The organism is Streptomyces sp. NPDC059455 (genome assembly GCF_042750115.1).
Taxonomy (GTDB): Bacteria; Actinomycetota; Actinomycetes; order Streptomycetales; family Streptomycetaceae; genus Streptomyces; species Streptomyces endocoffeicus.
The window spans coordinates 1-25,169 of sequence record NZ_JBHYVB010000174.1; the positions used below are offsets into that span (position 1 = coordinate 1).

General features: G+C 66.9%; 21 protein-coding genes and 2 pseudogenes. 8 read left to right on the forward strand and 15 right to left on the reverse strand.

Annotated features, from left to right (window positions below; genetic code table 11):
• Positions 1-14 precede the first annotated feature (14 nt).
• The 8 genes and pseudogenes from ACFXB5_RS40535 to ACFXB5_RS40570 all read right to left on the reverse strand — a co-directional run.
• Positions 15-934: pseudogene (locus ACFXB5_RS40535) on the reverse strand (IS5 family transposase).
• A 115-nt stretch (positions 935-1,049) separates the two neighbouring features.
• Positions 1,050-1,898: an SDR family NAD(P)-dependent oxidoreductase gene (locus ACFXB5_RS40540; protein ID WP_385218246.1), complete on the reverse strand. Its 849-nt coding sequence runs from the start codon at positions 1,896-1,898 to the stop codon at positions 1,050-1,052.
• A 44-nt stretch (positions 1,899-1,942) separates the two neighbouring features.
• Complete coding sequence (locus tag ACFXB5_RS40545; RefSeq protein ID WP_385218248.1) at positions 1,943-2,797, reverse strand: SDR family NAD(P)-dependent oxidoreductase; 855 nt, start codon at positions 2,795-2,797, stop codon at positions 1,943-1,945.
• A gap of 295 nt (positions 2,798-3,092) precedes the next feature.
• A complete protein-coding gene (locus ACFXB5_RS40550) occupies positions 3,093-3,458 on the reverse strand; it encodes a hypothetical protein (RefSeq protein ID WP_385218290.1) in 366 nt (121 codons plus the stop codon).
• Positions 3,371-3,889, reverse strand: coding sequence for a TetR/AcrR family transcriptional regulator (locus tag ACFXB5_RS40555; RefSeq protein WP_385218251.1), 519 nt, complete (start codon positions 3,887-3,889; stop codon positions 3,371-3,373). The genes ACFXB5_RS40550 and ACFXB5_RS40555 overlap by 88 nt, the downstream gene beginning before the upstream one ends.
• A gap of 202 nt (positions 3,890-4,091) precedes the next feature.
• Positions 4,092-4,337, reverse strand: a complete 246-nt coding sequence (locus tag ACFXB5_RS40560; RefSeq protein ID WP_385218254.1) for a hypothetical protein — start codon at positions 4,335-4,337, stop codon at positions 4,092-4,094.
• A complete protein-coding gene (locus tag ACFXB5_RS40565; RefSeq protein ID WP_385218256.1) occupies positions 4,334-4,735 on the reverse strand; it encodes a VOC family protein in 402 nt (133 codons plus the stop codon). Before ACFXB5_RS40565 ends, ACFXB5_RS40560 begins: the two co-directional genes overlap by 4 nt.
• Before the next feature lie 59 nt (positions 4,736-4,794).
• Positions 4,795-5,007: pseudogene (locus ACFXB5_RS40570) on the reverse strand (VOC family protein); the annotation flags it as partial.
• A 297-nt stretch (positions 5,008-5,304) separates the two neighbouring features.
• Between ACFXB5_RS40570 and ACFXB5_RS40575 the strand changes: the two are divergent.
• The 3 genes from ACFXB5_RS40575 (at position 5,305) to ACFXB5_RS40585 (ending at position 11,168) form a co-directional block, all read left to right on the forward strand.
• On the forward strand, positions 5,305-6,780 hold the full coding sequence (locus ACFXB5_RS40575) for an FAD-dependent monooxygenase (protein ID WP_385218259.1): 1,476 nt from the start codon (positions 5,305-5,307) through the stop codon (positions 6,778-6,780).
• A gap of 66 nt (positions 6,781-6,846) precedes the next feature.
• Positions 6,847-8,529 carry an AMP-binding protein gene (locus ACFXB5_RS40580; protein WP_385218261.1) on the forward strand — a complete coding sequence of 561 codons (1,683 nt, stop codon included), beginning with the start codon at positions 6,847-6,849 and terminating at the stop codon, positions 8,527-8,529.
• A 245-nt stretch (positions 8,530-8,774) separates the two neighbouring features.
• Complete coding sequence (locus ACFXB5_RS40585; protein WP_385218263.1) at positions 8,775-11,168, forward strand: SpoIIE family protein phosphatase; 2,394 nt, start codon at positions 8,775-8,777, stop codon at positions 11,166-11,168.
• Here ACFXB5_RS40585 and ACFXB5_RS40590 read toward each other — a convergent pair.
• The 6 genes from ACFXB5_RS40590 to ACFXB5_RS40615 all read right to left on the reverse strand — a co-directional run bounded on the left by ACFXB5_RS40590 (position 11,152) and on the right by ACFXB5_RS40615 (position 19,653).
• A complete protein-coding gene (locus ACFXB5_RS40590) occupies positions 11,152-12,786 on the reverse strand; it encodes a long-chain fatty acid--CoA ligase (RefSeq protein WP_385218266.1) in 1,635 nt (544 codons plus the stop codon). The genes ACFXB5_RS40585 and ACFXB5_RS40590 overlap by 17 nt on opposite strands.
• 80 nt (positions 12,787-12,866) lie before the next feature.
• A complete protein-coding gene (locus ACFXB5_RS40595; RefSeq protein WP_385218293.1) occupies positions 12,867-14,111 on the reverse strand; it encodes an MFS transporter in 1,245 nt (414 codons plus the stop codon).
• Between the two features lie 5 nt (positions 14,112-14,116).
• Positions 14,117-15,112, reverse strand: a complete 996-nt coding sequence (locus ACFXB5_RS40600) for an NAD-dependent epimerase/dehydratase family protein (protein ID WP_385218269.1) — start codon at positions 15,110-15,112, stop codon at positions 14,117-14,119.
• Positions 15,109-15,435 (reverse strand): hypothetical protein, encoded by a 327-nt coding sequence (locus tag ACFXB5_RS40605; RefSeq protein WP_385218272.1) that lies wholly within the window; start codon positions 15,433-15,435, stop codon positions 15,109-15,111. Before ACFXB5_RS40605 ends, ACFXB5_RS40600 begins: the two co-directional genes overlap by 4 nt.
• Positions 15,422-17,392, reverse strand: coding sequence for a hydantoinase B/oxoprolinase family protein (locus ACFXB5_RS40610; RefSeq protein ID WP_385218275.1), 1,971 nt, complete (start codon positions 17,390-17,392; stop codon positions 15,422-15,424). Before ACFXB5_RS40610 ends, ACFXB5_RS40605 begins: the two co-directional genes overlap by 14 nt.
• Complete coding sequence (locus ACFXB5_RS40615) at positions 17,389-19,653, reverse strand: hydantoinase/oxoprolinase family protein (protein WP_385218278.1); 2,265 nt, start codon at positions 19,651-19,653, stop codon at positions 17,389-17,391. Before ACFXB5_RS40615 ends, ACFXB5_RS40610 begins: the two co-directional genes overlap by 4 nt.
• Before the next feature lie 98 nt (positions 19,654-19,751).
• On the opposite strand from ACFXB5_RS40615, the gene ACFXB5_RS40620 reads away from it, so the two are divergent.
• The 5 genes from ACFXB5_RS40620 (at position 19,752) to dapA (ending at position 24,713) form a co-directional block, all read left to right on the forward strand.
• Positions 19,752-20,654, forward strand: coding sequence for a LysR family transcriptional regulator (locus ACFXB5_RS40620; RefSeq protein WP_385218280.1), 903 nt, complete (start codon positions 19,752-19,754; stop codon positions 20,652-20,654).
• Positions 20,655-20,767: 113 nt separating this feature from the next.
• The gene (locus tag ACFXB5_RS40625; RefSeq protein ID WP_385218282.1) at positions 20,768-21,631 is read left to right on the forward strand and encodes a fumarylacetoacetate hydrolase family protein; all 864 of its coding nucleotides are present in this window, start codon (positions 20,768-20,770) and stop codon (positions 21,629-21,631) included.
• Positions 21,628-22,560: an ornithine cyclodeaminase family protein gene (locus ACFXB5_RS40630; RefSeq protein WP_385218285.1), complete on the forward strand. Its 933-nt coding sequence runs from the start codon at positions 21,628-21,630 to the stop codon at positions 22,558-22,560. The genes ACFXB5_RS40625 and ACFXB5_RS40630 overlap by 4 nt, the downstream gene beginning before the upstream one ends.
• Before the next feature lie 17 nt (positions 22,561-22,577).
• Positions 22,578-23,738, forward strand: a complete 1,161-nt coding sequence (locus tag ACFXB5_RS40635) for a hypothetical protein (protein WP_385218286.1) — start codon at positions 22,578-22,580, stop codon at positions 23,736-23,738.
• 36 nt (positions 23,739-23,774) lie between these two features.
• Positions 23,775-24,713: a 4-hydroxy-tetrahydrodipicolinate synthase gene (gene dapA / locus ACFXB5_RS40640; protein ID WP_385218288.1), complete on the forward strand. Its 939-nt coding sequence runs from the start codon at positions 23,775-23,777 to the stop codon at positions 24,711-24,713.
• Between the two features lie 344 nt (positions 24,714-25,057).
• On the opposite strand, the gene ACFXB5_RS40645 is transcribed toward dapA, so the two are convergent.
• Positions 25,058-25,165, reverse strand: coding sequence for an SDR family NAD(P)-dependent oxidoreductase (locus ACFXB5_RS40645; protein ID WP_385218296.1), 108 nt, complete (start codon positions 25,163-25,165; stop codon positions 25,058-25,060).
• Positions 25,166-25,169: the final 4 nt, after the last annotated feature.

The window sequence follows — 25,169 nt, forward strand, 5'->3', positions numbered from 1 at the left end:
CAGCAGTCGGCAGATCAAACGCAAGGCACCAGGGCCAGTCGTATCGCGGGCCAGACCACCGCCCGAGGCGGCACCCCAACATCCTCACAGTCGTACCGGGTGGCCACGGCGCGGAACTGCTTCCACGTTCACGCACCGCTCGACCGCGTTGCGGCGACGGTACTGGGTCTTGTCGAAGGCCGGGGGCCGACCGCCGGAGCGTCCGCGGCGCTTGCGGCGGGCCCGCTGGTCGTCGGGCTGCGCGATGGGGCTTTGATACCGCGCCGTCGCAGGTAGTCGCGGTTGTCGCGGCTGGAGTACGCCTTGTCGCCGCGCACCCGGTCCGGCCGGCTGCGCGGGCGGCCCGGGCCGCGGTGCCGGATGCGTAAGCCGTTCAGCACCGGGGCGAACATCGGACTGTCACCGCGCTGACCAGGCGAGGTCAGCCAGTGCAGCGGGTGGGCCCGGTCGTCGGAGAGCAGATGCACTTTGCTGGTCAGCCCGCCCCGCGAGCGTCCCAACGCCTCACGCCCATCTGCCTCCTCACGGGCCCCGCCCCCTTTTGCGGGTGGTCGGCCGGAGGCTTGCGGGGCGCCCCGGCCGCGTGCTGATGCGCCCGGCAGGAGGTCGAGTCGATGTTCACGGCCTACTCCTGCCGGGACACCTGGCGGGCGAGCGCCCCATCCGGGTCACCTGCATCTGCCTCGATCTGCAACTCCTGAAGGATGACTTGCCAGGTGCCGTCGGCCGACCAGCGCCGGTGACGCTCGTAGACGGTCTGCCAGGGACCGTACCGTTCCGGCAGATCCGGCCAGGGCACCCCGGTCCGGGCCCGGAAAAGCACCCCGTTGATCACTCTGCGGTGATCCGCCCACTGCCCGCCCGGCTTGCCGTTGCCGGGCAGCAGGGGTTCGATCTTCTGCCACTGCGCGTCCGTGAGTTCGTGTCGCCGCACCATACGGGCGTCCTGCCCGACCAACCACGAGATCCACCCAGTCCATCAAGAGCCATCAGAAACGGCCTAGGCCATCCATGGTGTCGCGAACCGCGGCGACGGGGGAGACAGGGGCTTAGGAGTAGGCGCCGTGAAGCGCGCTCGGATCGAGCAGACCTTCGGCCTGGCGGCGGAGCATGCCCGCGACATCCGGTGTCGAGGACAGCAGGAAGCGGTCCTCGCGCAGCCCCTCGACGTAGGCCCGGCCGATCTCCTCCGGCTGCTGGATGTCGTACGGCACCGTGTCCTCGATGGCTGCCGCACCGTCATCGCCCTGATTCACCGGAGTGCCGTAGAACTTTATGGTGCTGTCGAAATTCGTCGCGGTGTGGTCCGGAGCCAGCAGAGAAACCCCTACTCCCTGGGGCCGCAGCCACTCGGCTAGGCACTGCGTCAGACCGACGATCGCGTTCTTGGAGGTGATGTACGGCGCGGCCATCGGCGAGATCGGATGCCCGGCGAGGACTCCGAGGCTCGATGTCGTGTTCACCACATGCCCGCGGCTCTTCTTCAAATGGGGTAGAAAGGCCATCACGCCGCGCACCTGGCTCAAGACGTTGAACCGCAGCACCCGCTCCCATTCCTCAAGTGGGATCTGGTCGGGAGACCCGGCCACGCCGATACCCGCGTGATTATGCAGGAGATCCACTCGGCCGAACCGCTCGACCACCTGATTGGCCAGCGCCCGCACATCGCGGTCGCTTGTGACGTCGCAGCGGATACCGACCGACTCGCGGCCCAGCGCGCGAATCTCCTCGGCAGCTTGTGCGGCGCCCTTGGCGTCAAGGTCCGCGATCACCACCGTACTGCCCTGGCGGGCGAGCTCGGCGGCGCACGCGCGGCCGATCCCACCGGCTCCGGCGGTGATCACCGCTACCTTGCCAGCGAACTCCATGGGGGTACTCCTCGTTGTTGGGAGAGACAAAAGGCGATGGGTTGTGAATCCGCATGCCTGAAGAAGAGGGCGAACTAGGGGACGACCAGTCCACCGTCTGCCAAGTAGGTGGCACCGGTGACAAAAGACGCGGCGTCAGAGAGTAGGAACACCGCTACATTGGCGATTTCCTGCGGGTCCGCGAGGCGTCCTAGCGGTGTCTTGCCAACGATCATTTCCATCATCTCGTCGTTATCGAGCCAGTCCAACAGCATCCTCGTACGGGTCGCGCCGGGCGCGAGACAATTGGCCCGGATGTTGCGGTCCGCGTAATCGAGTGCAGCGGCCTTGGTCAGTCCGACGACGCCATGCTTGCTGGCGACGTATGGAGAGATGAACTTCTCGCCAATAACGCCGCCAACCGACGCCGTGTTGACGATGGCGCCACCACCACTGGACAGCATGGCGCTGATCTCGTGCTTGAGGCAGACGAACATGCCACGCAGATTGACGTGGACCACCCGGTCGAAATCCTCGATGGTCAGTTCGTGCAATGGCCCTTCGGCGTGCGCTCCGGCATTGTTGAAGGCGAGATCGAGGCGACCGTATTGGTCGACCGCCGCCTGTACGAGGCCTTCCACTGAGTCCGGGTCAGCGATGTCCACACAAACCCCGGTCGCCTCACCTCCTGCCTCCTCGATCTCTTTCACCAGTGCGTCGAGTTCGTCCTGCGAACGCGCTCCACACACGACCGCGGCCCCTGTCGAGGCGAGGGTCCGCGCCGTGGCGGCTCCAATACCGCGACCGGCCCCCGCGACGAGAGCGACACGGTCGTGCAGATCTACCGTGAGTTGAGTGGCTCCGGGGGTGGGCGCAGGATTCATGATGATCCTCTCGATGAGACCATAAGATCGTTCGCCAGTTGACAACAACGCATTGATCCGGTGCATCCAGTGGGTGCTCAATATGCCGGCGCGCTCATCGACTGGCGACACAAATAGGCAATGCAATGTCCTTTACGCGTTTCTCCATACTGCGACCTTGCTCACACCGAACGGTAGGCCCAGCGCATACATAAAGGCAATTATCATTTTCTCTATGAATGCCTAACCGATGGCTTATGCTTCTCCGGGATGCGGCGGACCGTCCGCACGGAACGCCGACGGTGGCACGCGCGGCCTAGGCCCGCTTGATCGTTTACTGGCGCGCCGCCGGCCCGCCCCGTCGAGCGAAGGCCCGCGACGGCTACTGGTCGCTGATCAGGCGTTCGAGGTGATCGAGGTCCTCACGCAACATGGCGATCACGGCACCCGGACGGTCGTCTCGCAGTTTCCGGTCGTCGGCGCGTTGTACGCCGGCCACCGCCATCTCCGCGAGGAGCTCGGACACCGCGTCGATATCCACGCTACCGTCAGGGTGGTACCACCATGCCACCCAATTGCAGATGCCAAGGATGCCCAGTGCCGCGACGCGGGTGCCCACGGGACGGAAACGATCAGCGACCACACCCTGGTCCAGGACGTTCACCACCGCATCGAGTACCGCGTGCCGTGCATCGGCGTGGGCCTTGGCGATGTCAGCGGGCAGCTCCGCCTCGGACTTGACGAGCAGCCGGAAGCGGTGGCGTGAGCAGCGATACGGGTGGCCACCGTTCGGACCAGCATGCGGAGCTTGTCGGCCGCGTCCAGGTCCTCGCGGCTGCCGATCTCCTGCAGCGCCGCGGCCGGGGCCTGGACCACCTCTTCGACCAGTTTGGCGAGCAGTTCGTCCTTGCTCTTCACGTAGTAGTAGAGAGCAGGGCGTGTCAAGCTCATCGCGGCGGCGAGGTCCTGAAGGCTGGTGCCCGCGAAGCCACGTTCGACAAACAGACGGGTGACGTGCTCAAGGATCTCGTTTTCCACAGGCTCACGTCGAGATGTCCCTGAGCGTTGGCCCGCGGCCATGTCGAGCAGGGCTTGCTCATGCACGAGCGCCACATCGTTGTTCACCGATCGCGTTCCCTGCGTCCAGACGGCAACCCCGCGGGCCAACAGCTCCGCCACCAGCGGATGATGTGTAACGTCCTGACGTGGGTAGCAAGGCAGACAACGGTCTGCGCACCGGGCACGGTCCGCAGTACGCCGTCGACCGTCGCGCCATCGGCCGTCGTCAGCCGGTGCAGGCTCGTTACGGTCCCCACAGGCGGCTTGGCCGCGGTGAGGTAACGTCCGGCGCCGAGCCGGGTGGGGCCCTTGGCAGATTCGGTCATAGTGGGTCCGCCCGCAAGGCGTCCTTGTCCCACTGGCTGATCACGCAGCCGGTGGTTCCGGCGATACATGAGTACCAAACGGCGTGGCGCATGGCCGTGGCACGGTGGTCGATCACGATCGAGGTATCTGCCGACACCTCGAAATACGGGCCGAGCCGCTGGATCTCCACGTCGTCGAGCTGTTCGGCCACCTTGATCGCCCTGGTGTTCTCAGGAACGTCGAGGAGGTACGTAGCAATCACGAGACACTCCCTGCTCGATCAGCGTGCTCGCGCCGCTCGGCCTCCCACGCCTCCGCGCGCGTGACGATCAGTTCCGCCTTCCGGGCAATCAGCGCGGCCATGTTCGGATCGGGGCCGGCGACGACATCGAGCAATGCCTCGATGGTCAGCTGCGCGTCGAGATCTTCCTGAGGAAGGACAGGCCGTAGTGCTCGGGTGATCTCGAACATGTAGCCGTTCGGATCGTGCGTGTAGATCGACTCTATCGTCTCGTGCTGTATCTGCAGTTCGACGGGCCACTCACTGGCGTCCAGACGCCGCCGGTATTCGAGCAGATCCTCCTCGGTATCGACATGAATGGCCAGGTGACGGGAGCGGACGAAGAAGTCGGGAACGTCGGCACCGAAACGGGCGTACACGTCCCCCTTCTCCGCCGGGGGCCGGCGGCTTCAGCGCCGAGACCGAAGTAGTAGAAGAAGGCCAGCCGGTCATCGTTGCCGATGTCGAAGAAGAAGTGGATGAAGTCCGGGTGGCCTTCGGGGCCCCAACCGGCCGCGCAGATTGAGTGCACGACCGGGAAACCGAGGACATCGCGGTAGAACCGGACCGTGCCGGCCGGATCGAAGGTCGGGAACGCGGCATGGTCGACACCACGAGCTGCGTGGCGCAGTTGAGACATGGCTTCCTCCATCACACTCAGACCGGGACGGTGGTGCCATTCCGCATGCGTTCAAGTGGAGCGAGAACCGACCCTGCGCGTGCTTGCCCAGAAGGGCTGGCAACTCGGACTCAACCGTGATGTCCGAACCGGGCGCGACCGGTTCGACCCGGTGGATCCTTATTTCGCCCTTCCGTTATCCGCCCGTGTTGACATTTTCATTGAATATTCTACGCTCACGTAAAAGCTGTCAAGCCGAGGAGGCACAGAGTGGACGCGCGGCGGGTAGCAGTGATCGGGGGCGGCCCGGGCGGGCTGTATGCGGCGCGTTTGATCAAGCTCGCATGCCCGTCCTGGGAGGTCACGGTCTACGAACAGAACGCGGACGGGCGGACCTTCGGATTCGGTGTGGGACTGACCCCCAGCACGCTGCAGAGCCTGGACGAGGCCGACCCCGACTCCGCCGCCGACATCCGTCGAGCCGGGCACGCCGGTCACGGGATGGAGATGCGCGTAGGGGCAGGTGTCCGGCTGCCCGGCGGGGGCAACATCGCTATCGGGAGAGCCGTGCTCCTGACCATTCTCCGGACACACGCGGTGCGCGCGGGTGTCCGGATGGTGACCGCCCATGTGGACCTGCCCGATCTCGAGGCGGATCTCATCGTGGCCGCAGACGGTGTCCGAAGTGGTGTGCGTGAGAAGCTCGCGCCAGAGTTTCGTGCCCAGGTCGAGCTCGATGACGCGCTGTACCTCTGGGCTGCGACCGACTTCGCACTGGACCACGCCACTTTCGCACCGGCGCATACGCCGCACGGCGTTTTCGTCGTCCATGCCTATCCGTACGGGCCGGATCGCAGCACCTTCCTCGTCGAGACCGACGAGGCGACTTGGCGGAGAGCGGCACTCGATGTCGCGGACGCGCACACGGAAGAGGGCAGTTCCGACGAGCGGAGTCTGGAGTACTTGGCAGACGCCTTCTCCGACGTTCTCCTGGGACATCGGCTGCTCGGAAACCGGACCCGGTGGCAGCGGTTCGCCACCGTGCGCTGCGGGCGCTGGTACCACAACAACGTCGCGTTGCTCGGCGATGCCGCGCATACGGCGCACTACTCGATCGGCTCGGGCACCAAGCTGGCCCTCGAGGACGCCATCGCCCTGGCCCGTGCCCTCGTCGGCGAGGCTTCGATCGCTGCGGCGCTCGAACGATACGAAGCCCTTCGCCGACCCTGGGTGGAGCGCTTCCAGACGATCGCCGCCCGGAGCCATGTCTGGTGGAAGAACTTCCCCCGGCGGCTCGATCTCACCCCCGCTCGCCTGATGACCTCATACATGACCCGCGCGGGGAACGTCACGGTGGACCGTTTCGCCGAGTGGCATCCCGACGTGGTCGCCGACGCCGCCGCCGCCTTCGGCGGTGAGGAAATCTCGGCCGAAACCGCTGCCGATCCGGTACATCTCGCCAACGCCGTCCTCGGCAGTTCGATACCAGGCATAGGGCGAAGGGTGGTGGACTGCGAGGACGTCACGGCCTTGGCGGTACCGCTGGCCGAGTCCGTCACCGACCCGTGGGGTCCTGAAGGGGTACACGTCGTGGCCCGGGCCCGCGGCCTGCTGGAGGCTGGCGCCCGGATGCTCTGGCTGACCGGTGACGGAGACCGGCCCGCCGCGCTGAGCCGCTGCGATCTGGCCGAACGGCTGCGGCTCGACACAGGCGCCATCGTCGGGGTCGACCTGCCCGCCTCTCTGGCGGCCGATGCCGTGGGTGCCCTGCTCGGAGCGCGCGCCGACCTCGTTCGCTTTCGTTGAAGCCAGGCAGTTCCGTTCCCCAGCGGAGTTCACAGCACCATCATCGTCAGGTCCAAGGAGGGAACCATGACGCGCCACGGTCTTGTCGCTCACCCTGCCGCCCTCGTCGAGCGATACGAGCACGCGGGAGCCTGGAGCGACTCCACGCTGATCCAGCAGTGGCAGAAGATTGCGGACGCCTTTCCGCGGAAGGAGTCGGTAGTCGCGCCCGACGGCCGGCTCACCTACACCGAGCTCTCGGTCGCCAGTGACCGGATCGCAGCGGGTCTGCTCGACCTGGGGCTTGTACCCGGCGAGCGTGTCCTGCTCCAGGTAACCAACAGCATCGGCGCCGTGCTGGCATGGTTCGGGGTATTGAAGGCGGGACTGGTACCGGTCTGCACGTTGGCCGCGCACCGGCACCACGAGATCGAGGCGATCGGGCACCGGGCCGCCGCGGTAGCGCACCTGGTGGAAGCGCCGCCCAAGTTCGACATGCAGCGTTTCGCCGCCGAGGTGGCCACACGAGTCCCGAGCCTGCGCGTCCGGCTCACTGCCGCGGCCGAGCCGGGCACCGCCGGTGTGCGCATCGAGGACCTCGCCGGTGAGGGCGACCCCGCTGCCGCCCGCGAGCGCGTCGAGGCCGTGCAGGCGAGTCTGGACCCGGACGACGTTGCCGTTCTGCAACTGTCCGGAGGAACCACAGGGACCCCTAAGCTGATCCCCAGGCTGCACCACGAGTACTGGTACAACGCCCGAGAATATGCGCGAACGCTCGGCTGGGACGACAGCGCCCGCGTCGCGCACGTGCTCCCGATCGTGCACAACGCAGGTATCGTCTGCACGCTGCACGGCGCACACAGCGTGGGTGCGACGGCACTGCTCCTCCCGCCCGTCGCCGATGTCATCCTGCCCGCCATGGCCGGCGAACGCATCACGGACATCATCGCCGCGACGCCCATGGCGGCATTCGCCGCGCCTATGGTGCAATGCGCCACTCATCTCCGCCGGGTCATCATCTCGGGCTCCAAGCCGCCTGAGGGCATGTTCGAGGTCTTCGAGGAAGCCGGAATCTGGGTGGGTCAGCTGTATGGCATGGCTGAGGGCTTCTTCAGCACGACTCCCTTGTCCGCCCCCCGGGCGGCTCGCCGCTACTCGGTCGGCGTCCCCCTCAGCTCACTGGATGAGGTGGTCGTCCTTGCCCCTGGCACGGAGACCGAAGTACCCGACGGCGAGATCGGCGAGTTGTGCGTCCGCGGCCCCTACACCATCCGCGGCTACTTCGATGCGCGTCCCGCCGAAGAGGCTGAGGAGACCGTTGCTCACAACGCTCGCGCCTTCACCTCCCAGGGCTTCTACCGCACCGGCGATCTGGGCATGTCGCGGATCGAGGACGGTTACCGCTGTTATTCGATCGAGGGCCGGATCAAGGACGTCATCAACCGCGGCGGGGAAAAGATCAGCGTCGACGAACTCGAGGCACTCCTGGCCGGACACCCGGCGATCGCGGCCGTCGCCGTCGTAGCGATGCCTGACGCGCGGCTGGGCGAGAAGGCATGCGCCTACGTCGTTCCCCGGCCAGGATCGCCTGTCGATCTTGCCGACATACAGCACTACTTCACCCACCGCGGCGTAGCGAAGTTCAAGTGGCCGGAACGTGTCGAGAGCGTCGATGCCCTGCCACGTACGGCTGTCGGCAAGATCGACAAGAACGCGATGCGCGCCGATATCGCGACACGGCTCGCCACACCCGCGGCCACCACACCCTAAGCGCGAATACACGACGCGGCTGTTCGCGCCCAGCGAGGATTCACCTCGGCCTGGACATCGGGAACGCGCCGAGGGGCACCGTATATGCGCCCCGAGTAGCGGTTCGCCCTGGCTTCACCGTGGCCCTGGACGCTTGGGGGCATTCGTCACGCAAGGGATGCCGTCCACCCGTGGAGCATATGCCGCCGGATTGGACATAATGGATGCAGCGTTCTGGGCAGGTAGCATCGCTAATGAGGAGCGAGATGAACGCCTTCAGCGATCATGAGCGAGGCGGAGCGTTCCCGTTCGGCGACGTGGTGGCCGCCCTGGTCGATGGCAACGGCATCGTACGGGGGTGGTCCCGAGCGGCCGCGCGGCTGCTGGACCGCTCGCCCGCGGACGTCTGCGGTCACTCGCTCCGGCGACTGCTCGTCCAGGAACCGGATCCGACGTGGGGGCCTGGAAGCGCGGGGCAGGCGCTGCTGCGGCACCGTTCCGACCGCGCGGTTGCGGTCACCTTCGGCGTGCTGCCGTTGCACGGCACGCCTCACCTTCTCGTCCTGGCCGCGCCCACGCACCGCGTCACCGGCTGGGAGCGGAACGAGGCCGTCCTGCGCGCGCTGCTGCTGCAGGACCGGGTGGGGATCGGCATCCATGACATGGACTTGGTTACCGTCCACAGCAACGTCACCCCCGATATGTTCGGCGGGATCATGGTGGTCGACAGCCAACTGCGCGAGATCATCTCTGCCCCGGACGCTGCCGCGGCGCTGCGGCGGGTACTGGCCACCGGCATTCCGATGATCGATCGGAAGCAGCGCGTTCGGACCCCCCGCGTGCCCGGTAAGGAATGGTGCTTGTCGTTGTCGGCCTTCCGGTTGCAGGATGCGAAGGGGCGGTCCACCGGCCTCGTCACCCTGTTCACCGACGTCACCGAGCAGCAGCGCTCCCGCCACCACCTGGATCTGCGCCATGAAGCGGCAACACGGGTCGGCCGTTCCCTCGACGTTCTGCGCACAGCTCAGGACCTGGTGGATGTTCTCGTCCCGGCACTCGGGGACCTGGCCTGGGTCAGCCTCGCCGAAGCCGTGCTCGGTGGTGACGAGCCTCCGAAACTGGCCGGCCCGGGACAGTGGCACCTGCGTAGGGCCGCCGCGGCATCGGTCGGTCCCTGGCCATCCGGGCTCTGGCCCCCCGAACTCGGCGATGAACCCCCGATGCCGGACGTTCCCGTCCTGCGCAGGGTCCAGCACGGCGAAACCGTGGTGGCCCCGGACCGGGCGACCTTCATGGCCATGATCGAGTTCGACCAGCAACTGGCCGCGTTCCTGATTCCCGAGCACGGGCACTCGCTGGTGGCGGCACCTCTGTTCGCCCGAGGGCTCGTGCTCGGAGCCGTTGTGGTCTGGCGGACCAGCCGGCCTGAGCCATTTGACCAGGCGGACGCGGAGTTGCTGACGGAGATCGCCACCCGCGGTGCACTGAGCGTCGACAATGCCCGCCGATACACCCGCGAGCACCGCGAAGCAGTCGTCCTGCAGCAGCGCCTGCTTCCCCGCGCCGCCACGGACACTCCAGCGGCCGAAACCACCGGCTTCTACCGGCCCGCCGGAGGCGGGGCCGACATCAGCGGAGACTGGTTCGAAGCCATCCCCCTGCCTTCCCTGCGGGTCGCCCTCATCATCGGGGATGTGACTGGGCACGGGCTGCCGGCCACGGCCACGATGGGCCGCCTCCGGGCCGCCATCCACACTCTTGCCGACCTGGAAATGGAGCCGGACGAGCTCCTCACGCATGTCGACGACCTCGTCCAGCAACTCGGCAACGAGGCGCCTCAAGGACAGCAGGACACGGTCGGTGCGACCTGCCTCTACGTTGTCTACGATCCTGTCACCGGACGCTGTTCCATGGCCAGCGCTGGCCATCCGCCACCCATCGTGGTCAGGCCCGATGGCACGGTGCGGGACATCGACGTCGCCCCTGGGCCTCCCCTCGGGGTGGGGGGCATGCCCTTCGAGGTCGCCGAGACTCATGTGCAGCCCGGCTCCATCCTCGCGCTCTACACGGACGGGCTGGTCGAACATGGAGATCACGATCTCGCTGCCGGAATCCAGCAACTGACCGACGACCTGGCCGCCTTCGGTGGCCCTGGTCGAACCCTGGACGACATCGGCCGCTCTCTGCTGGCCGACACCACCGATGCCCCGGCCCGGGACGACATCGCCCTGCTCCTGGCCCGCACCCGGGCGATCCCGTCAGACAACGTGGCGAGCTGGGAGTTCGCCGCCGACCTGACCCAGGTGGCAGGCGCCCGGGAGGCCACCATCCGCCAGCTCGCGGCCTGGGGACTGGACGCGGAGGATGTCGCGTTCACCGCCGAATTGCTGGTGAGTGAACTGGTCACCAACGCCATCCGCTACGCCGGCGGGCCGGTAGGGCTGCGGCTCATCCGCGAGGACGTGTTGGTATGCGAGATCTCCGACCCCAGCAATACTCAGCCGCGGCTGCGCCGGGCTCGTAGCACCGACGAGGGAGGTCGCGGCCTGTTCCTCGTAGCCCAGCTCGCGTCCCGCTGGGGCTGCCGGTACGGGCATACCGGAAAGACCATCTGGACGGAACAGCCCCTTGGTGCTGCCGGCGCTAGGGCTGGACGGTGACGGAGAGCAGTCCGTCGGCATGCAGGCGCCGAAGCTCCTTCTTGTCGAACTTGCCAACCGACGTACGCGGTACCTCCGTCACGAAGGCCCAGCGTTCCGGCAGCTGCCAGCGTGCGATACGGCTGCTGAGAAACTCCCGCAGTTCCTGCGTCGTGACGTCATGGCCCGGTGCCGCGACGACCACAGCCAGCGGCCGCTCGCCCCATCTGTCGTCGGGCACCCCGACCACGGCTGCCTCGGCGACCGCCGGGTGGCCCATGAGGTGATTCTCCAGTTCGACGGAGGAGATCCACTCGCCACCGGACTTGATGACGTCCTTGGCCCGGTCGGTGAGTGTCAGGTAACCGTCCGGCGAGATGCGTCCCACGTCGCCCGTGCGCAGCCAGCCGGAGTCGAACTTGTCAGGGTCGGGTTCCCCGTCGCCGACGTAGGTCGCCGTGATCCATGGGCCTCGTACCAGGAGCTCTCCCACCGATGCGTCGTCCCAGGGGAGTTCGGCGCCGGTGCCGTCGATGATTTTGGCTTCCACCGGTGCCAGGAAGCGGCCTTGGGTCAGCTGGTACGTGCGCTCGGTATCGCCGTGGGCAGTGGCTGGTGGCCGGGCGATGGTGCCCAGCGGCGACATCTCCGTCATTCCCCAGGCATGCAGGGTGGTCACGCCGTGCTCCTCGGCGAACGCCTGCATCAGGGACTCGGGCATGGCCGACCCGCCGACGACGGCTTCCTGCAAGGAAGACAGATCGGTCGTGGGCTTTTGACGCGCATACTGCAACAGGCCGCTCCATACGGTCGGGACACCGGCACCCTTGGTGGGGCGAACCGTCTGGATGAACTCGGCCAGTGGTTCCGGCGAGAGGAACCGGTCAGGCATGGCCAGCGAGGCTCCGGTGAGGAATGCCGCGTACGGCAGCCCCCAGGCCATGACATGAAACTGTGGGACGATGGCCAGTACCAGGTCCCGTTCCGAGAGTCCGAAGGCGTCTGGCAGTGAACTCGCCAGCGCGTGCAGGTAGACGGAACGATGGCTGTACACCACTCCTTTTGGGTCGCCGGTGGTGCCCGAGGTGTAGCACATGGCGGCCGGGGCGTTCTCGTCGATATCGGGCCACGCGTACGAGGCGGGCGCGTTGGCGGTCAGTTCCTGATACGAGTGCACTGCGATACCCAGGCCGTCCAGCGGCGAGAGGTCCGCCGGGCCGTTGACGATGACGTGCTCGATGGCCCTGCTTCCCGGCAGAATGGTCGCCAGGGTCCCGACCAGGGTGTGGTCGACGATCACGACCTTGTCCTGAGCGTGGTCGGCGATGTACTCCACCTGCTCGGGGAACAGCCGGATGTTCAATGGGTGCACGATGGCCCCCATCGCCGGCACGGCGAAGTAGACCTCTGTGTGCTCCTGGTTGTTCCACATGAAGGTGGCCACGCGGTCGCCGCCGCGCACTCCGAGGCTGCGCAGGGCATGTGCCAGACGCGCGGCGTTCCGGCCTGTTTCGGCGAAGGTGGCGGACCGCGGGCCGTGCGGGCCCGCTGTGACGATCCGGGAGTCCCCGTGGATGCGGGAACCGTGTTCGAGAAGTCTGCGGATCTGGAGCCCGACTCCCTGCATGGTGCTGCGCACTGCGTTTCTCCGATCGGCTTGGGGCCCGCACAGGGGGTTGGCCCGGTGATCACCGGGGCTGGGGCGTCGGCCCTTGCTGGTCACACTGGGTCTCTGACGACGTTGAGGCTGATCGGCCGCTCGGACCCCCGCCGTGGATGCGGCAGGAAGACGATGAGCAGCGCTCCGACCGCCGCGGGCAGCGCGAAGGCGTAGAAGTTCCACATAGACGGCAGGTGGGAGTCCAGCAGCACCCCTCCGTACAGAGGGCCGGCGATCCCGCCCAGGCGGCCCAGGGCGAGGGCGGTGCCGAGTGCGGTCGCTCTGAACTCGGCCGGGTATCTGCCGGCGATGTACACATTGAGCAGGATCTGGGTGCCCAGGCTGCCGATACCGGCGAGCACCACGGCGATGTACACGACCAGCATCGACAGGGGCTGGCTCAGCGCGGCGACGCCCACGACGGCCGTCATGAAGGAGATGATCACTGTCCGCCGAGAGCCGATCCGGTCAGCCAACTTGCCCATGATGACGGGACCGACGGCTGTGCCCAGATTGAGGACGACGAGGAATGTCAGCGCCGAACCGAGGGGGTATCCCGCGGTGCGCATGAGGACGGGCAGCCAGGTGGACAGCCCGAAGACCACCAGCAACGCGCTGAACATCGCCGCGCCGAACATGATTGTCGTGAGGAGATACGGGCGGGTGAACAGTACGGCGAAGCGCCGTAGACCGGAGCGCTCGGCCGCCTCCTGCCCGGCTGTGGGCAGATCCGCCGAACGGGGCAGATGGAAGTAGGCGAGAGGCAGCACGATCAGCGCGGCGAGGCCCCCGGCCAAGAACTCGAAGCGGAAGCCCAGGCCGGGTACGACAGTGGCGGCGATGACGGCGGCCAGGGCGCCCCCGACTCCTGCTCCGGCGAAGGCCAGGGTGGTGTGGAGATTGCGGCGATGTTCGGGGGCATGCTCGTAGACGAGCGCCGCGACGGTGGGCAGGACCCCTCCGACACCGAGCCCGACCGCGAATCGGCTGACGCCGAAGAACTCCGCGTTCGGCGCCATTCCGCAGGCGAGCATCGCCCCCGAGAAAAGGGAGACGCTGATGAGGACGAGCCGTCGGCGGCCGATCAGGTCTGCGGCCCATCCCATGAGGAGAGCACCGAAAAGCATGCCGATGGGGGTGAGGCTTCCGAGGAAGCCCGCTTGACTGGACGTCAGCCCCCAGCCCGAGTCCGCCAGGAGGTGCGGCAGGGTGGCGCCGAAGGCGATGACGTCGTAGCCCTCGAGGACCATGCAGACAGCACACAGCAAGAGGACGGCCGAGGTGCGGGGAGTCGCCCGGGGCATGGCGATCACCAACTGCTCTCGTCAGTCTGGGCCTGTGGCTCGATCCCCAGCTGGGTCAGCGACTCGACGTAGTCGGCGACACCCGACGTCAGGTCGAACTCGGGCTCGTAGCCGAGGTCACGGCGTGCGCGGGTGATGTCCATGACACCGTGCACGGGGCCGATGCCAAGATATTCGAACCCTCGGCCGATGGTGATGTCGGCAGACGGGTACTGAGCGCGTACCGCATCCGCGAAGTCTTCGAGTGTGGAGCGTACGCCAGTGCCGATGTTGTACACCCAGGAGCCGAGGTTCGTGCTGGTGCAGGCGCGCACGATGGCCTGGGCGACGTCCTTGGCGTACATCATGTCGTCGCCCTGCTGGCCTCCGCGGCCGACTGTGGCGGGAACGCCCAGCATCGCGTTCTCGATGATGCGACTGTGGACTCCGACGGGACCGTGGCGGGCCTTCTTGCCCGGTCCGTAGATCGCGCCGAACCGCAGGGCCACGAAGTCCATGCCGAAACGCTCGGCGTATACCCGTCCGGCCTCCTCGCTGAGGATCTTGGAGGCGCCGTATGCACGCAGACCGGGAGTGGGGCCGCGGGGGTAGTCCTCCGTGACCGGCACATAGGTGGGGTGGGCGAACTCGCCCGTGATCGGGGCGTACACCGCCTTGGAACTGGTGTAGACGACCCGTCGCACCGCCGCCTGGCGCGCGGCTTCCAGTACTCCGACCGAGCCCAGTGCGTTGACTTCGAATGCCCGGTAAGGGTCGGACGGCGCCACCACGACGGCGGCGAGATGGGCGACGGTGTCGATGCGTCGGCTGGTCATCAGCCGACTCAGCCCCTCGACGTCCATCAGATCCTGTTGCACGAACTCGAAGTGGGGTTCCAGGTCGGGCACCAGGTCGAAGTCCGGACGCACATCCAGCACGGTGACCTGGTGGCCTTCGGCCAGGAGTCGTCGTACGGCCCAGGCGCCGTTGACACCGAGACCGCCGGTTACCAGGACCTTCATGGTGTCTCTCCGTTCCGTGCGGGCACAGTCTCGGTGAACAGCGCGGTGAAACATCCCGGGCAGAATCCCTGGCGCAGCACGACGTCCACATCGAGGTAGTGACGGGCGTTGTCGTTGAGGTGGGGGCCTGCGGTGCTCGGGGCGCCCTCGAAGACCTTGGTCAGCCGGTGGCGCCAGTCGGGACCCGCGGGTGCCACCGGGGTGTCGCAGTGCCGGCACACGTAGTGCGGGGAGCCGTCCACGAGACGCTGAACGAGGTTGTCGTCCACGGACTGCTCATCGGCGAGTGTCTGAGGCGCGGTGTGGGTGTCAGCCTTGGACACGGTTCCTCCTGTCGGCGCGGACGGCTTCACGGCATGCGGCGGTGGCTGCCACGTTGACGGTGAACGAGTCGTCGAGGACGACGCCGTAGACCGTGCGTGCCGCCTCGGGCGACACCTTCAGTTCACGGACGTCTGTGGCGACCAGTTCGGGGTCGCGGAGCACCGGGTCTCCGTAGCCGCCGCCACCTTGCCACCGCATGACGTAGACGTCGCCCTCCTGGAGGAGGCTCTCCTCCTGGTTGGAGGGGAACTCGGGAGTGCCACCGAGTTCCGCGACCGTGGAGGGCAGCTCGCCGCGGGCGAGCAGTTCCGCCGTGGCGGAGCCGCGTACGGCGATGTCCTCCTGTGCGGCTCCCGGGTGGCCTCCGGCCAGGCCGCGATTCATCGAAACAGCCTTCCCCGAACCGGAGATGACCTGATAGACGGGCGCCGGGCTGTGGTAGGGAGTGAAGGCGACGCTGCCGCTCAGACCGCCGCGATAGCGGCCGGGCCCACCGGAGTCGGTCTCTTCGCGTCGCCACAGGTACAGCAGGGGTGTGGTGAACTCGTTCATCTCGACGTCCGGAACCTTGCCCATGGGGATGAACGGCAGACCTGCCGTGTCCACACCATCGTGGTCGCTGCCCGCACCGAAGCCCCCGGCCATCGGTTCCAGGATGGAGGTCGCGAACGGTGCGCCGTGCTGGTTGAGGCCGGCGACGATACTGAGGTCCCAGCTGCCACAGCAGACGCTGGCCACGGAGGACCGGGTCGACGGATGCGTGTCCAGCATCTGTGACAGGCACTCCATCACCGCGTTGGTGGTCGCCCAGGAGGATGCGACCGAGCCCTTGCCGACAGCGGCCGGGAAGGTGGCGTTGTTCAGGGTGCCGGGCTCACTGATGATGTCGACGCACCGCATGATGCCGCCGGGCGCCCATGGCAGGTCGCCGCAGAGCAGGGGCATCATGGCCGAGATGATCCCGCCGTAGAGTCCGGTGAAGGTGCAGTTGATCATGCCGGACTGCTCGTCGGTCCCGGTGAAGTCGAACAGCAGGTCGGAGCCAGCCTTGGTGAGCTTCAGCCGGATCGCGTGCGCCTTGCGGTCGCCGGTGTGCGACTGCTCTTGGTGATTGACGGCGGTCCAGGCGCCGTCCGGGATCGTGGCCAGCCTGTCCCGCAACCGCTGCTCGGCGTCGCGCATCTGCAACTGCATGACCTGCTGGACGGTATCCGCGTCGAATTTGCGGATCAGCTCGGCGATGCGCTCCTGACCCAGCTTGTTGGCCCCCACCTTGGCCCGCAGGTCCAGGGCGACCAGTTTTGGGATGCGGGAGCGGCGTACGTACGCGTCCTCGACGTCACATTGGATCACTCCGCCGCGTACCACCTTGATCGGCGGCATGGGCAGTGACTCCCAGAAGACATCTTCGGCGCGCGGGGTCCAGCTGCCGGGGCTGACTCCGCCGACGTCCAGCTGGTGGGCGACGGCAGCGGTCCAGCCGAACAGCTTTCCGTCGTGGAACAGGGGGGCGAAGAGGGCCACGTCGTTCTGATGGAGGCCACCGCCCACCCACGGGTCGCTGCACAGAAACATGTCACCTGGCTCGATGCCCGGGTTGTCGGCGCGATTCCGCAGGATCCAGCCGATGGCCAGCCCGATCGACGCGACAAGCTGGGTGTTGTACGGGCCGACCTGCACGATGTGTCCGTAAGGGTCGGTGAGCGCCACATCGAAGTCGTTGCAGTCGGTGACGACAAGGGAACCGCTCATGCGGCGCAGCGCGTCGCCCATCAGGTCGGTGATGGCGAAGATGCGGTTGCGTACGACCTCATAGGTGAGCGGTTCGACCTCGACGCCGCTGAGGTCCGTGGGGTACAGCGGCAGGTGCTCGGGAAGGTCCGTACGGACCTCTTCGTTCGTATACGGCCTGCTGGCGAAGATCTCCGAGCCGGGTACGGGCGTCACAGCCATCATGGCCTCCGGTCATCAAGGTGAAGAACGATGTTGCGCAGGGAGTCCACCCGAGCCGAGGCGTCGCGGGGTACGACGACGGTGGTGGTGCCGGCCTCGACGATCGCCGGGCCTTCGAGACGGTGTCCGTGGGTGAGGCGGGCGTAGTCGTAGATCGCCGTCACCTCCCACCCCCTGCGTGAGTCCAGGAAGACTCGCCGGGTGCCGCTGAGCGCGCCCCTGGCGTCCTCGCTCTCCGCCTCGGGGGCAGTCGCCAGCTCAGGAGTGAAGGCGGTGGAGCCGACGCCGAAGACACGGTGGTTGATGAGCTGGAAGCCGGCGTCGGCGTGTCCCGTTCCTTGACCGAACATCTGTTCGTACGTGTGTTCGAAGTCGGATACTACGGTGTCCATGTCGGCGTCGGTGAGCGGGCCCGAGCCGACCGGCGTCGGGACTTCGAACATCTGCGCCGTATAGCGGATGTCGAGCTGCCGGCGCATGCCGATGGAGGTGAACGACACTCCTTGGGCCTCGAGCCGAGCAGTCAGCCCCGCCTCGAGTTCGGCGAATTGCCGCTCGACCCGCGCCGCGTCGAAGGGGTAGGTCGCGGGGTTCGAGAGTTCGGCGGACAGCACGACATCGGAGGTGGTGAGGCCGTACGCCGAAAACGCGTTGGCGTCGCCCAGCGGGATGTAGATCTCCTTGATTCCGAGATCGGCGCCGTAGGCGAAGCAGTGCGCGGGACCGCCACCGCCGAAGGCGTAGAGGACGAATTCGCGAGGATCGTGGCCCTGCCCGACCACCACCCGGCGCAGCAGGTCGGCGGTCTGGGCGTTCTGGATCTCGAAGACCGCGGCAGCGGCCTGCTCGGCATCGAGGCCGAGAGGTGCGCCGATCCGGGTCTCCAGCGCCTTGCGCGCCCGCTCGATGTCCAGCCTCTTGGTGCCTTCGGCGAACGTCTTCGGATCGAGGATGCCCAGGACGAGGTTGGCGTCGGTCACCGTCGGCTCGACACCGTCCTGGCCGAAGCAGGCAGGCCCCGGGCGGGCGCCGGCGCTGCGTGGGCCGACGCGCAGATTGCCCCCCGCGTCCAGCCAGGCGATCGCACCGCCGCCCGAGCCGATCGAGGTGACGTTGACCATCGGGGTGCTGACGGTGAACTGGTTCAGCGTGGTGGAGCTGGAGTACACCGGTTCCCCGTCGACCACCAGGCCGACCAGGAACGTCGTGCCCCCGATGTCGGAGGTGATGATATTGCGGTGGCCCAGTTTGCGGCCGAGGTTACGGGCTCCGATCACACCGCCGGTGAGTACTGAACCGATGGTTGTGATGGCCTGTGCGGGTGCGTCCTGCGCGGAGACTGTTCCGCCACTGCCCTGCATCACCAGCAGCGCGCCGTTCAGTCCGCGGAGTTGGAGTTCATCGGCGAGCGGCGCCAGATAGTCCCGCAGAGTGGGGCCGACCTGGGCGTTCATGACGGTGGTGACGGTTCGCTCGTATTCGCGGATCTTGGGGCTGAGGTCACTGCTCAGGCATATATAGGTGCCCGGGCTCTCTTCCTCAATGATCTTGCGAAGCCGGATTTCATGATCCGGATTGACAAAGGACCACAGCAGGCTCACCGCTATCGCGGCTACACCGTCTTCCAGTAGTTCCCGGATGGCGATGCGTGCCTTGTCCTCGTCGAGACGTACGACGACGTTTCCCTGGTAGTCGACGCGCTCGGTGATCTCCTTCACCATGCGTTTGGGCAGAAGCGGCGGAGGCTTGCGTGTCGCCGCGACGTTCTGGATCTCCTCCGGCCCAAGGCCGGCGTACCGGCCCTCGACATTCATGATGTAAATTGAGTCGCGGTGCCCTTTTGTGGTCAGCAGTCCAACCCGGGAGACGTTTCCGGTGACCAATGCGTTGAGTGCCGCTGTTGTTCCGTGGCAGATGTAGTCCACATCGGTGAGCGTCGATTCACGGGACCGGCCGAGCTTGCGGCCGAGTTCGTCCACGGCGTTGAGAAACCCCTCCGCAAAATCGGGCGGAGTGGATGGAACTTTGGCGGTGGTGATGTTTCCCTGATCATCACCCAGAAATGCGTCGGTGAACGTGCCACCGATATCTATCCCGAGAATGGCACTCATGTTGTCCCTAGCTCCAGGCATGGCTAAGCCGATCGGCCACGAAGAGGGGTCAAGTGTCAGGCGCTTTTGTCGGCCCAGCGGAGGCACTTGACCCGGCGCATTCATCTCAAGAGATGCGGCGTTGCCGGGTAACTCTAGGGGCATCCATGCCATATGCATAGTAACGCTTGTTCGATGATTCCATAACGGATACCTTATGGAGAACTGGCGATGAGGCCAGGCTCTGAACGACCGTGCGGGAGGGCCGCCCCATGGAATCCCAACTTTCGCTGCGCAGGCTCGAGGTCTTCTGCCTCGTGGTGGAGGAAGGCAGCGTGACGCGCGCCGCCGAGCGGCTCAGAGTCGCTCAGCCGGCGGTCTCCAGCCAGCTCCGCGCACTGGAGCAGTGGATCGGGGCGCGGCTGTTCGTCCGGACCTCCGGTCGCATGGTGCTGACCGAGGCCGGCAGCCGGGCCCACCTGTGGGCCCGGGAGATGCTGGCCAGGTGTCTGCAGGTCCGCCGCGACGTGGAGGAGCTGACACTCGGCACGGGAGGCAGTGTCGTGCTCGCCTCCAGCCTGGCGGTCGGCACCTATCTGCTGCCCCCCCTGATGACAGCGTTGCGCGCCGAGCGACCCGGAGCCGATATCACCGTCCATGTCACCCAGCCGGAACACGCACTGCACGCCGTGGAGATCGGTGAGGTCGACTTCGCTGTGATGACCCGCGACGAACGTGCACTTCCCACCTCCATCGTCGCCGAGACGCTGCTGGACGAGCCCTTGATCCTGTGCGCCAGTCCCGATGGACCGCCTACGGCGGACTCCGTCTCGCTGAGCGCCCTACCCAAACTGCCCATGGTGGGAGTGCCCAGACATGTGGCGTTTCAGAGGAGCGTCGACACTCAGCTGCAGGAGTTGGGCGTCGGCGAACTCGACACGGTCATTCGACTCGGCCATGCCGAGGCGATCAAGGCCGCGGTCATCGAGCACGGCTGGGCGGCACTCTTCCCCCGCTACTCAGTGGAACGCGATGTCGCAGAGGGAAGACTTCGCGCGATCGAGTTCACCGATGGAGCCCTGCACGAACGCATCGGGCTGTTCTACCGGACGGACAAGTACTTCTCTCCCCTGCAGGCGTCCGCACTGGACGCGATCAGGCTGGCGGGACGGTAGCCAGCGCAAACGTATAAACAATGCATTATGAAGAACAAAAGAAAACGTTAATGGACTTATGTTCCTTGTTTACCTAGCGTGGTGGGCACAGAGCCGAGCAAGGAGCACAAGCGATGAAGCTGGCGCGTTTCCACACACCACCTGACGGATCCGGGGCATCGTTCGGTGTGGTCGACGGAGACGAAGTGGTCGACCTAGGGCACCGCATGGCTTCGTTCGAGGCCATGCTGACCGAGCTCCACAACGCCACGCCTCGCCCTGGCGACCCCCGCTGGCCCGTCAGCACCGTCACATGGCAGCCCCCCATCGGGACGCACGCCAAGGTCGTGTGCGTCGGGTACAACTACCCGGCCCACGCCGTGGAATCCCAGGAGGCGCTGCCCGAGTGGCCCACCCTGTTCACCCGTTTCCCCGACTCCTTCGTCGGCGCGGGGCAAGCGGTGGTTCGGCCGTACGACACGGATTCCCTGGACTGGGAGGGCGAACTGGCCTTCGTAATCGGCCATCCGACGCGCCGGGTGACCGCTGACCGGGCGGACCGGCACATCGCGGGCTTCACCTGCATGGCGGAGAACAGCGTGCGGGAGTGGCAGTTGCACACACGGCAGGCGACCGCGGGCAAGAACTGGCACGCCAGCGGCTCCTGCGGGCCCTGGCTGGTCACCCCCGACGAACTGGGGGACGGCCCTCTGCGGGTGACCACTCGGCTCAACGGCACGGTCGTGCAGGACGACTCGACCGACCGTCTGGCCTTCTCCTTCGGCGAACTACTCGCATACATCAGCGCCTTCACCCCACTCCGGCCCGGTGATGTCATCGCCACCGGGACTCCCCAGGGTATTGGCCACCGGCAGGTTCCTCCCCGGTATCTGCGCCCGGGAGACGAACTCGAAGTCGACGTGCCGGGTATCGGTGTGCTCCGGAACCCGGTCACCGACGAGGCACGCTCCCTGAACCTGTCGGAGGTACACGGATGAGCCCCCACCAGTGGAATGACCAGGACGTCGAAGCCCGCGCGGACCTTCCCTCCGTCATCGATGCCGTACAAGGCGTCTTGGAACACGAGGCGATGGGTGCCGCCTGGAACATCGATAAAACCATGGCCACTTGGTCACCCATGAGCAGCGCCCACGCCCTGGGCGCGATCGACACCGAGGAACAGCTCGTCGTCTTCAAGACCTGGGTCAACACGCCGGCCGGAGCGACGGCCGTCCTCACCGCCTTTTCCGCCTCCGACGGCAGTCTGCGGGCCTCGCTGCAAGCCGGGGTGGCCGGTGCCCTGCGTACCGCCGCGGTCTCGGGACTCGCCACACGCTGGATGAGCCACCCGGACGCCGACGAACTCGCAGTCCTGGGCACGGGGCGCCAGGCCCTGCGCCAGGTGGCCGCGGTCGCCGCGGTCCGGAACCTGCGCCGGGTCCGCGTCTGGAGCCGTACCGCCGAGCGAGCAGTGAGCTTCGCCGCCCAGGTGCGAACGGACCTCGGGCTCGCCGCTGAAGTATTTTCCACGATTGAGGCAGCCTCCCAGGACTCGCCCATCGTCACCCTGATCACACGTGCCACCGACCCGTTCTTCAGCCTTGACGCCCTGGCCGAAGGGGCTCACCTCAACGCTGTCGGCGCGATCCTTCCCGCCAACGCGGAGTTCGACGCGACTCTGCTGGCGTCCTCAGCACTCACCGTGGTCGACAGCGTGTCCAACGCGCAACGGGGCTCGCGTGAACTGCGCGAATTCTTCGGCGATGACTGGACTTCGGTGCACCGGCTCGCCGATCTGGTCACCGGCAAGGTGACCCGCCCTGAGCGGCCGCGCTGCACCGTCTTCAAGGGTATGGGCATGGGACTGTCCGACCTCTCGGTCGCCGCACTGTTGCTCCGCGGCGCCCGACTCTCTCCACCGAAATAGACCAAGGAGCCGTTACCGTGAGCGTCACCTCTTCCCCCTCAGACCTCGACGCCCTCCCCGCAGCGCCGGAGTCGCACGCCCGGTTCGTGGACGTCAGCGGACAGGAGACCGAACCGATCCGGCCCTGGGCGCCCGTGAAGATCTCCCGGGCCCAGATCGAGGCGGAGATCGAGCGCCTCGCCTCTCTGCCCCGGCCGGCGAACGGCCGTCGCGGCAGCCTCATCGTGCATCCGGATGCCGTGGGCCTCGGCCCGGGGCTCGCTCCCGGCGTTGACGTCACCATCGACGTGCTCAAGCCGGGCGAGCGGACCACGCCGCTGCGGCGCAACACTGGGCAAGTCGAGATCGGGATAAGCGGCCGCGGCGTTGTCCACGTCGTCGGCAGGTCCACACGCATGGAGCGCTGGGACGTGTGCAGCATCCCGTCGATGAAGGGCCATTACTTCGAGAACGACGGCGACGAACTCTGGGCCCGGCTGAGCTACTCCAACGCTCCGCTCCTGGCCAAGCTGGGTGTCCTCTACGGTGAGCCTCTCACCGAGGAGCAGATGGCCACGGGCCGCGCTCTCCAGGCTTCCGCCGACCGCCGGTCCGAGCGCTATATCCGCGAAACCGCCCCCGACATCGAGCTCAACGACTCCGGGGCCCGGCTTCGGGGCTACGAGTACCTCGTGGACATCGAGGTCGTCGAGAACAACCCGATGCACTGGGCCTGGAGCGAGGTCCGCGAGCACCTGTCCTGGGAGCAGGGCGACGGCAAGCGGACGATCATGGCGCTGTACAACCCGGCGACCGAACGCCGCAACGGGGCCACGCACAGCTTCTTCGTGACCGCCTCCTCGATGCCGCCCGGCGTCGCGCCGCAGCCGCTGCGCCGCGGTCACCGGCACAGCTCCGTCGCCATCAACTACCACTTCCTCGGCTCGGGCAGGAGTGTCGTCGAGGGGCACGTCGTGGACTGGAGCGCGGGAGACCTGCTGCTGTCGGCCCCCGGTTGGAGCGAGCACGACCACTACCACGGCCCCGACGGCTTCGGTGTCTTCACCGTCCAGGACCACCCCCTGCACATCGGCATGGAATCGCTGATCTGGCAGGAGAAGATGTCCGGCCCAATCCTCGCCCTCGGTTCCGAAGCCGGCCAGACCGGATATGTCGGCCCCCGTACGACAGGTGCCTGAGGTGCGCGAACGAGCACACGACGAGGTGAGGACCTCATGAAGTTCCGTAGCGATCCGACGCAGATCAAGGGTTCCGTGGCCCCCGTCATCACGCCTTTCACAAGTGACGGCGCCCTGGACCTGCCATCCCTGCGGGGTCTGGTCCGCCGGCAGCTGAAGGCCGGCTCACACGGCATCTCGATCGGCGGCTCCACAGGAGAACCGGGAGCCCAGTCCGTCGCGGAGCGGATCGAGGCCATCAAGGCAGTCGCCGAGGAAGTCGCCGACGCGGTGCCGTTCCTCCCTGGCACCGGCTCCGCCAAGCTCGACGAAACCGTGGAGATCACCGCTGCCGCCAAGGCCGCGGGTGCCGATGCCGCCCTGATCATCACCCCCTACTACGCACGTCCCACCCAGGAGGGCCTGTATCAGTGGTACGCGACGATCGCCCGTGAGTTCCCCGACCTGCCGCTGATCATCTACAACGTGCCTTCGCGCACCGCTGTCGACATCGCCCCTGACACCGTCGACAGGCTCCACCGCGACTTCGGCAACATCGTGGGCATCAAGGAAACCACCAAGGACTTCGAACACTTCTCGCGGGTCCTGCACAAGACGGGGACTGGCTTCCTGGTGTGGTCCGGGATCGAACTGCTCGGCCTGCCCCTCCTCGCACTCGGTGGCTGCGGCTTCATCAGCGCCGTGTCCAATCTGGCTCCGGCTGCCGTGGCCCGCATGTATGAAGCGTGGGAAACCGGAGACCACGCCACGGCGCGAGAATTGCACTACCGTCTGCACCCTCTGGTGGATCTGCTGTTCGTCGAGACCAACCCGGCTCCGTTGAAGTACGTCCTCCACAAGCAGGGCCTCATCTCATCGGCACGTGTCCGCGAACCGCTCACCGCGCTGACCGCTCAGGGAGCACGGCGCGTCGAGGAACTGCTCAGGGAAGGCTCTGGACTTCTCGACGAACACGAAAGCGCGGGGGCTCGCTGAATCGGGAGGGTTCGACGACCTGATGCTAAGGGGGTGCGCGTTCCGCACCCCCTTAGCGCCACCGGAGCCGAGGCGGGCCGCACAGGGGGCCACCGGGCTCGGCAGCAACTCTGCCGCGACGCGGCAGGTCCTGATCAGGTGCCGCTGTGCCCGAAGAGGACCAGATCTCAGATGCCCTTGAGGTGTGCGGTCTCCGGGGTCGTCCCCAGCCGGCGCAGAGCGATCTGGCCACCTGGTGATCGTCCGCAGGTCCTGGTTCCGGGGCCAGTGGCAGCGGCGCCACCATCGGGCCCAGCAGCGGACTGGCCCGGACCGCCGTGGGTCGCGATCAGTCCGGGAACGTCTCACAGATGCTGCGGGGTGGTGAGGCCGTTGACGGCCCATTTCGAGGCGACGTATTCCGAGATGCCTGCCACTCCGACCATGCCGCCGACGGAGGAGACGTTGACGATCGAG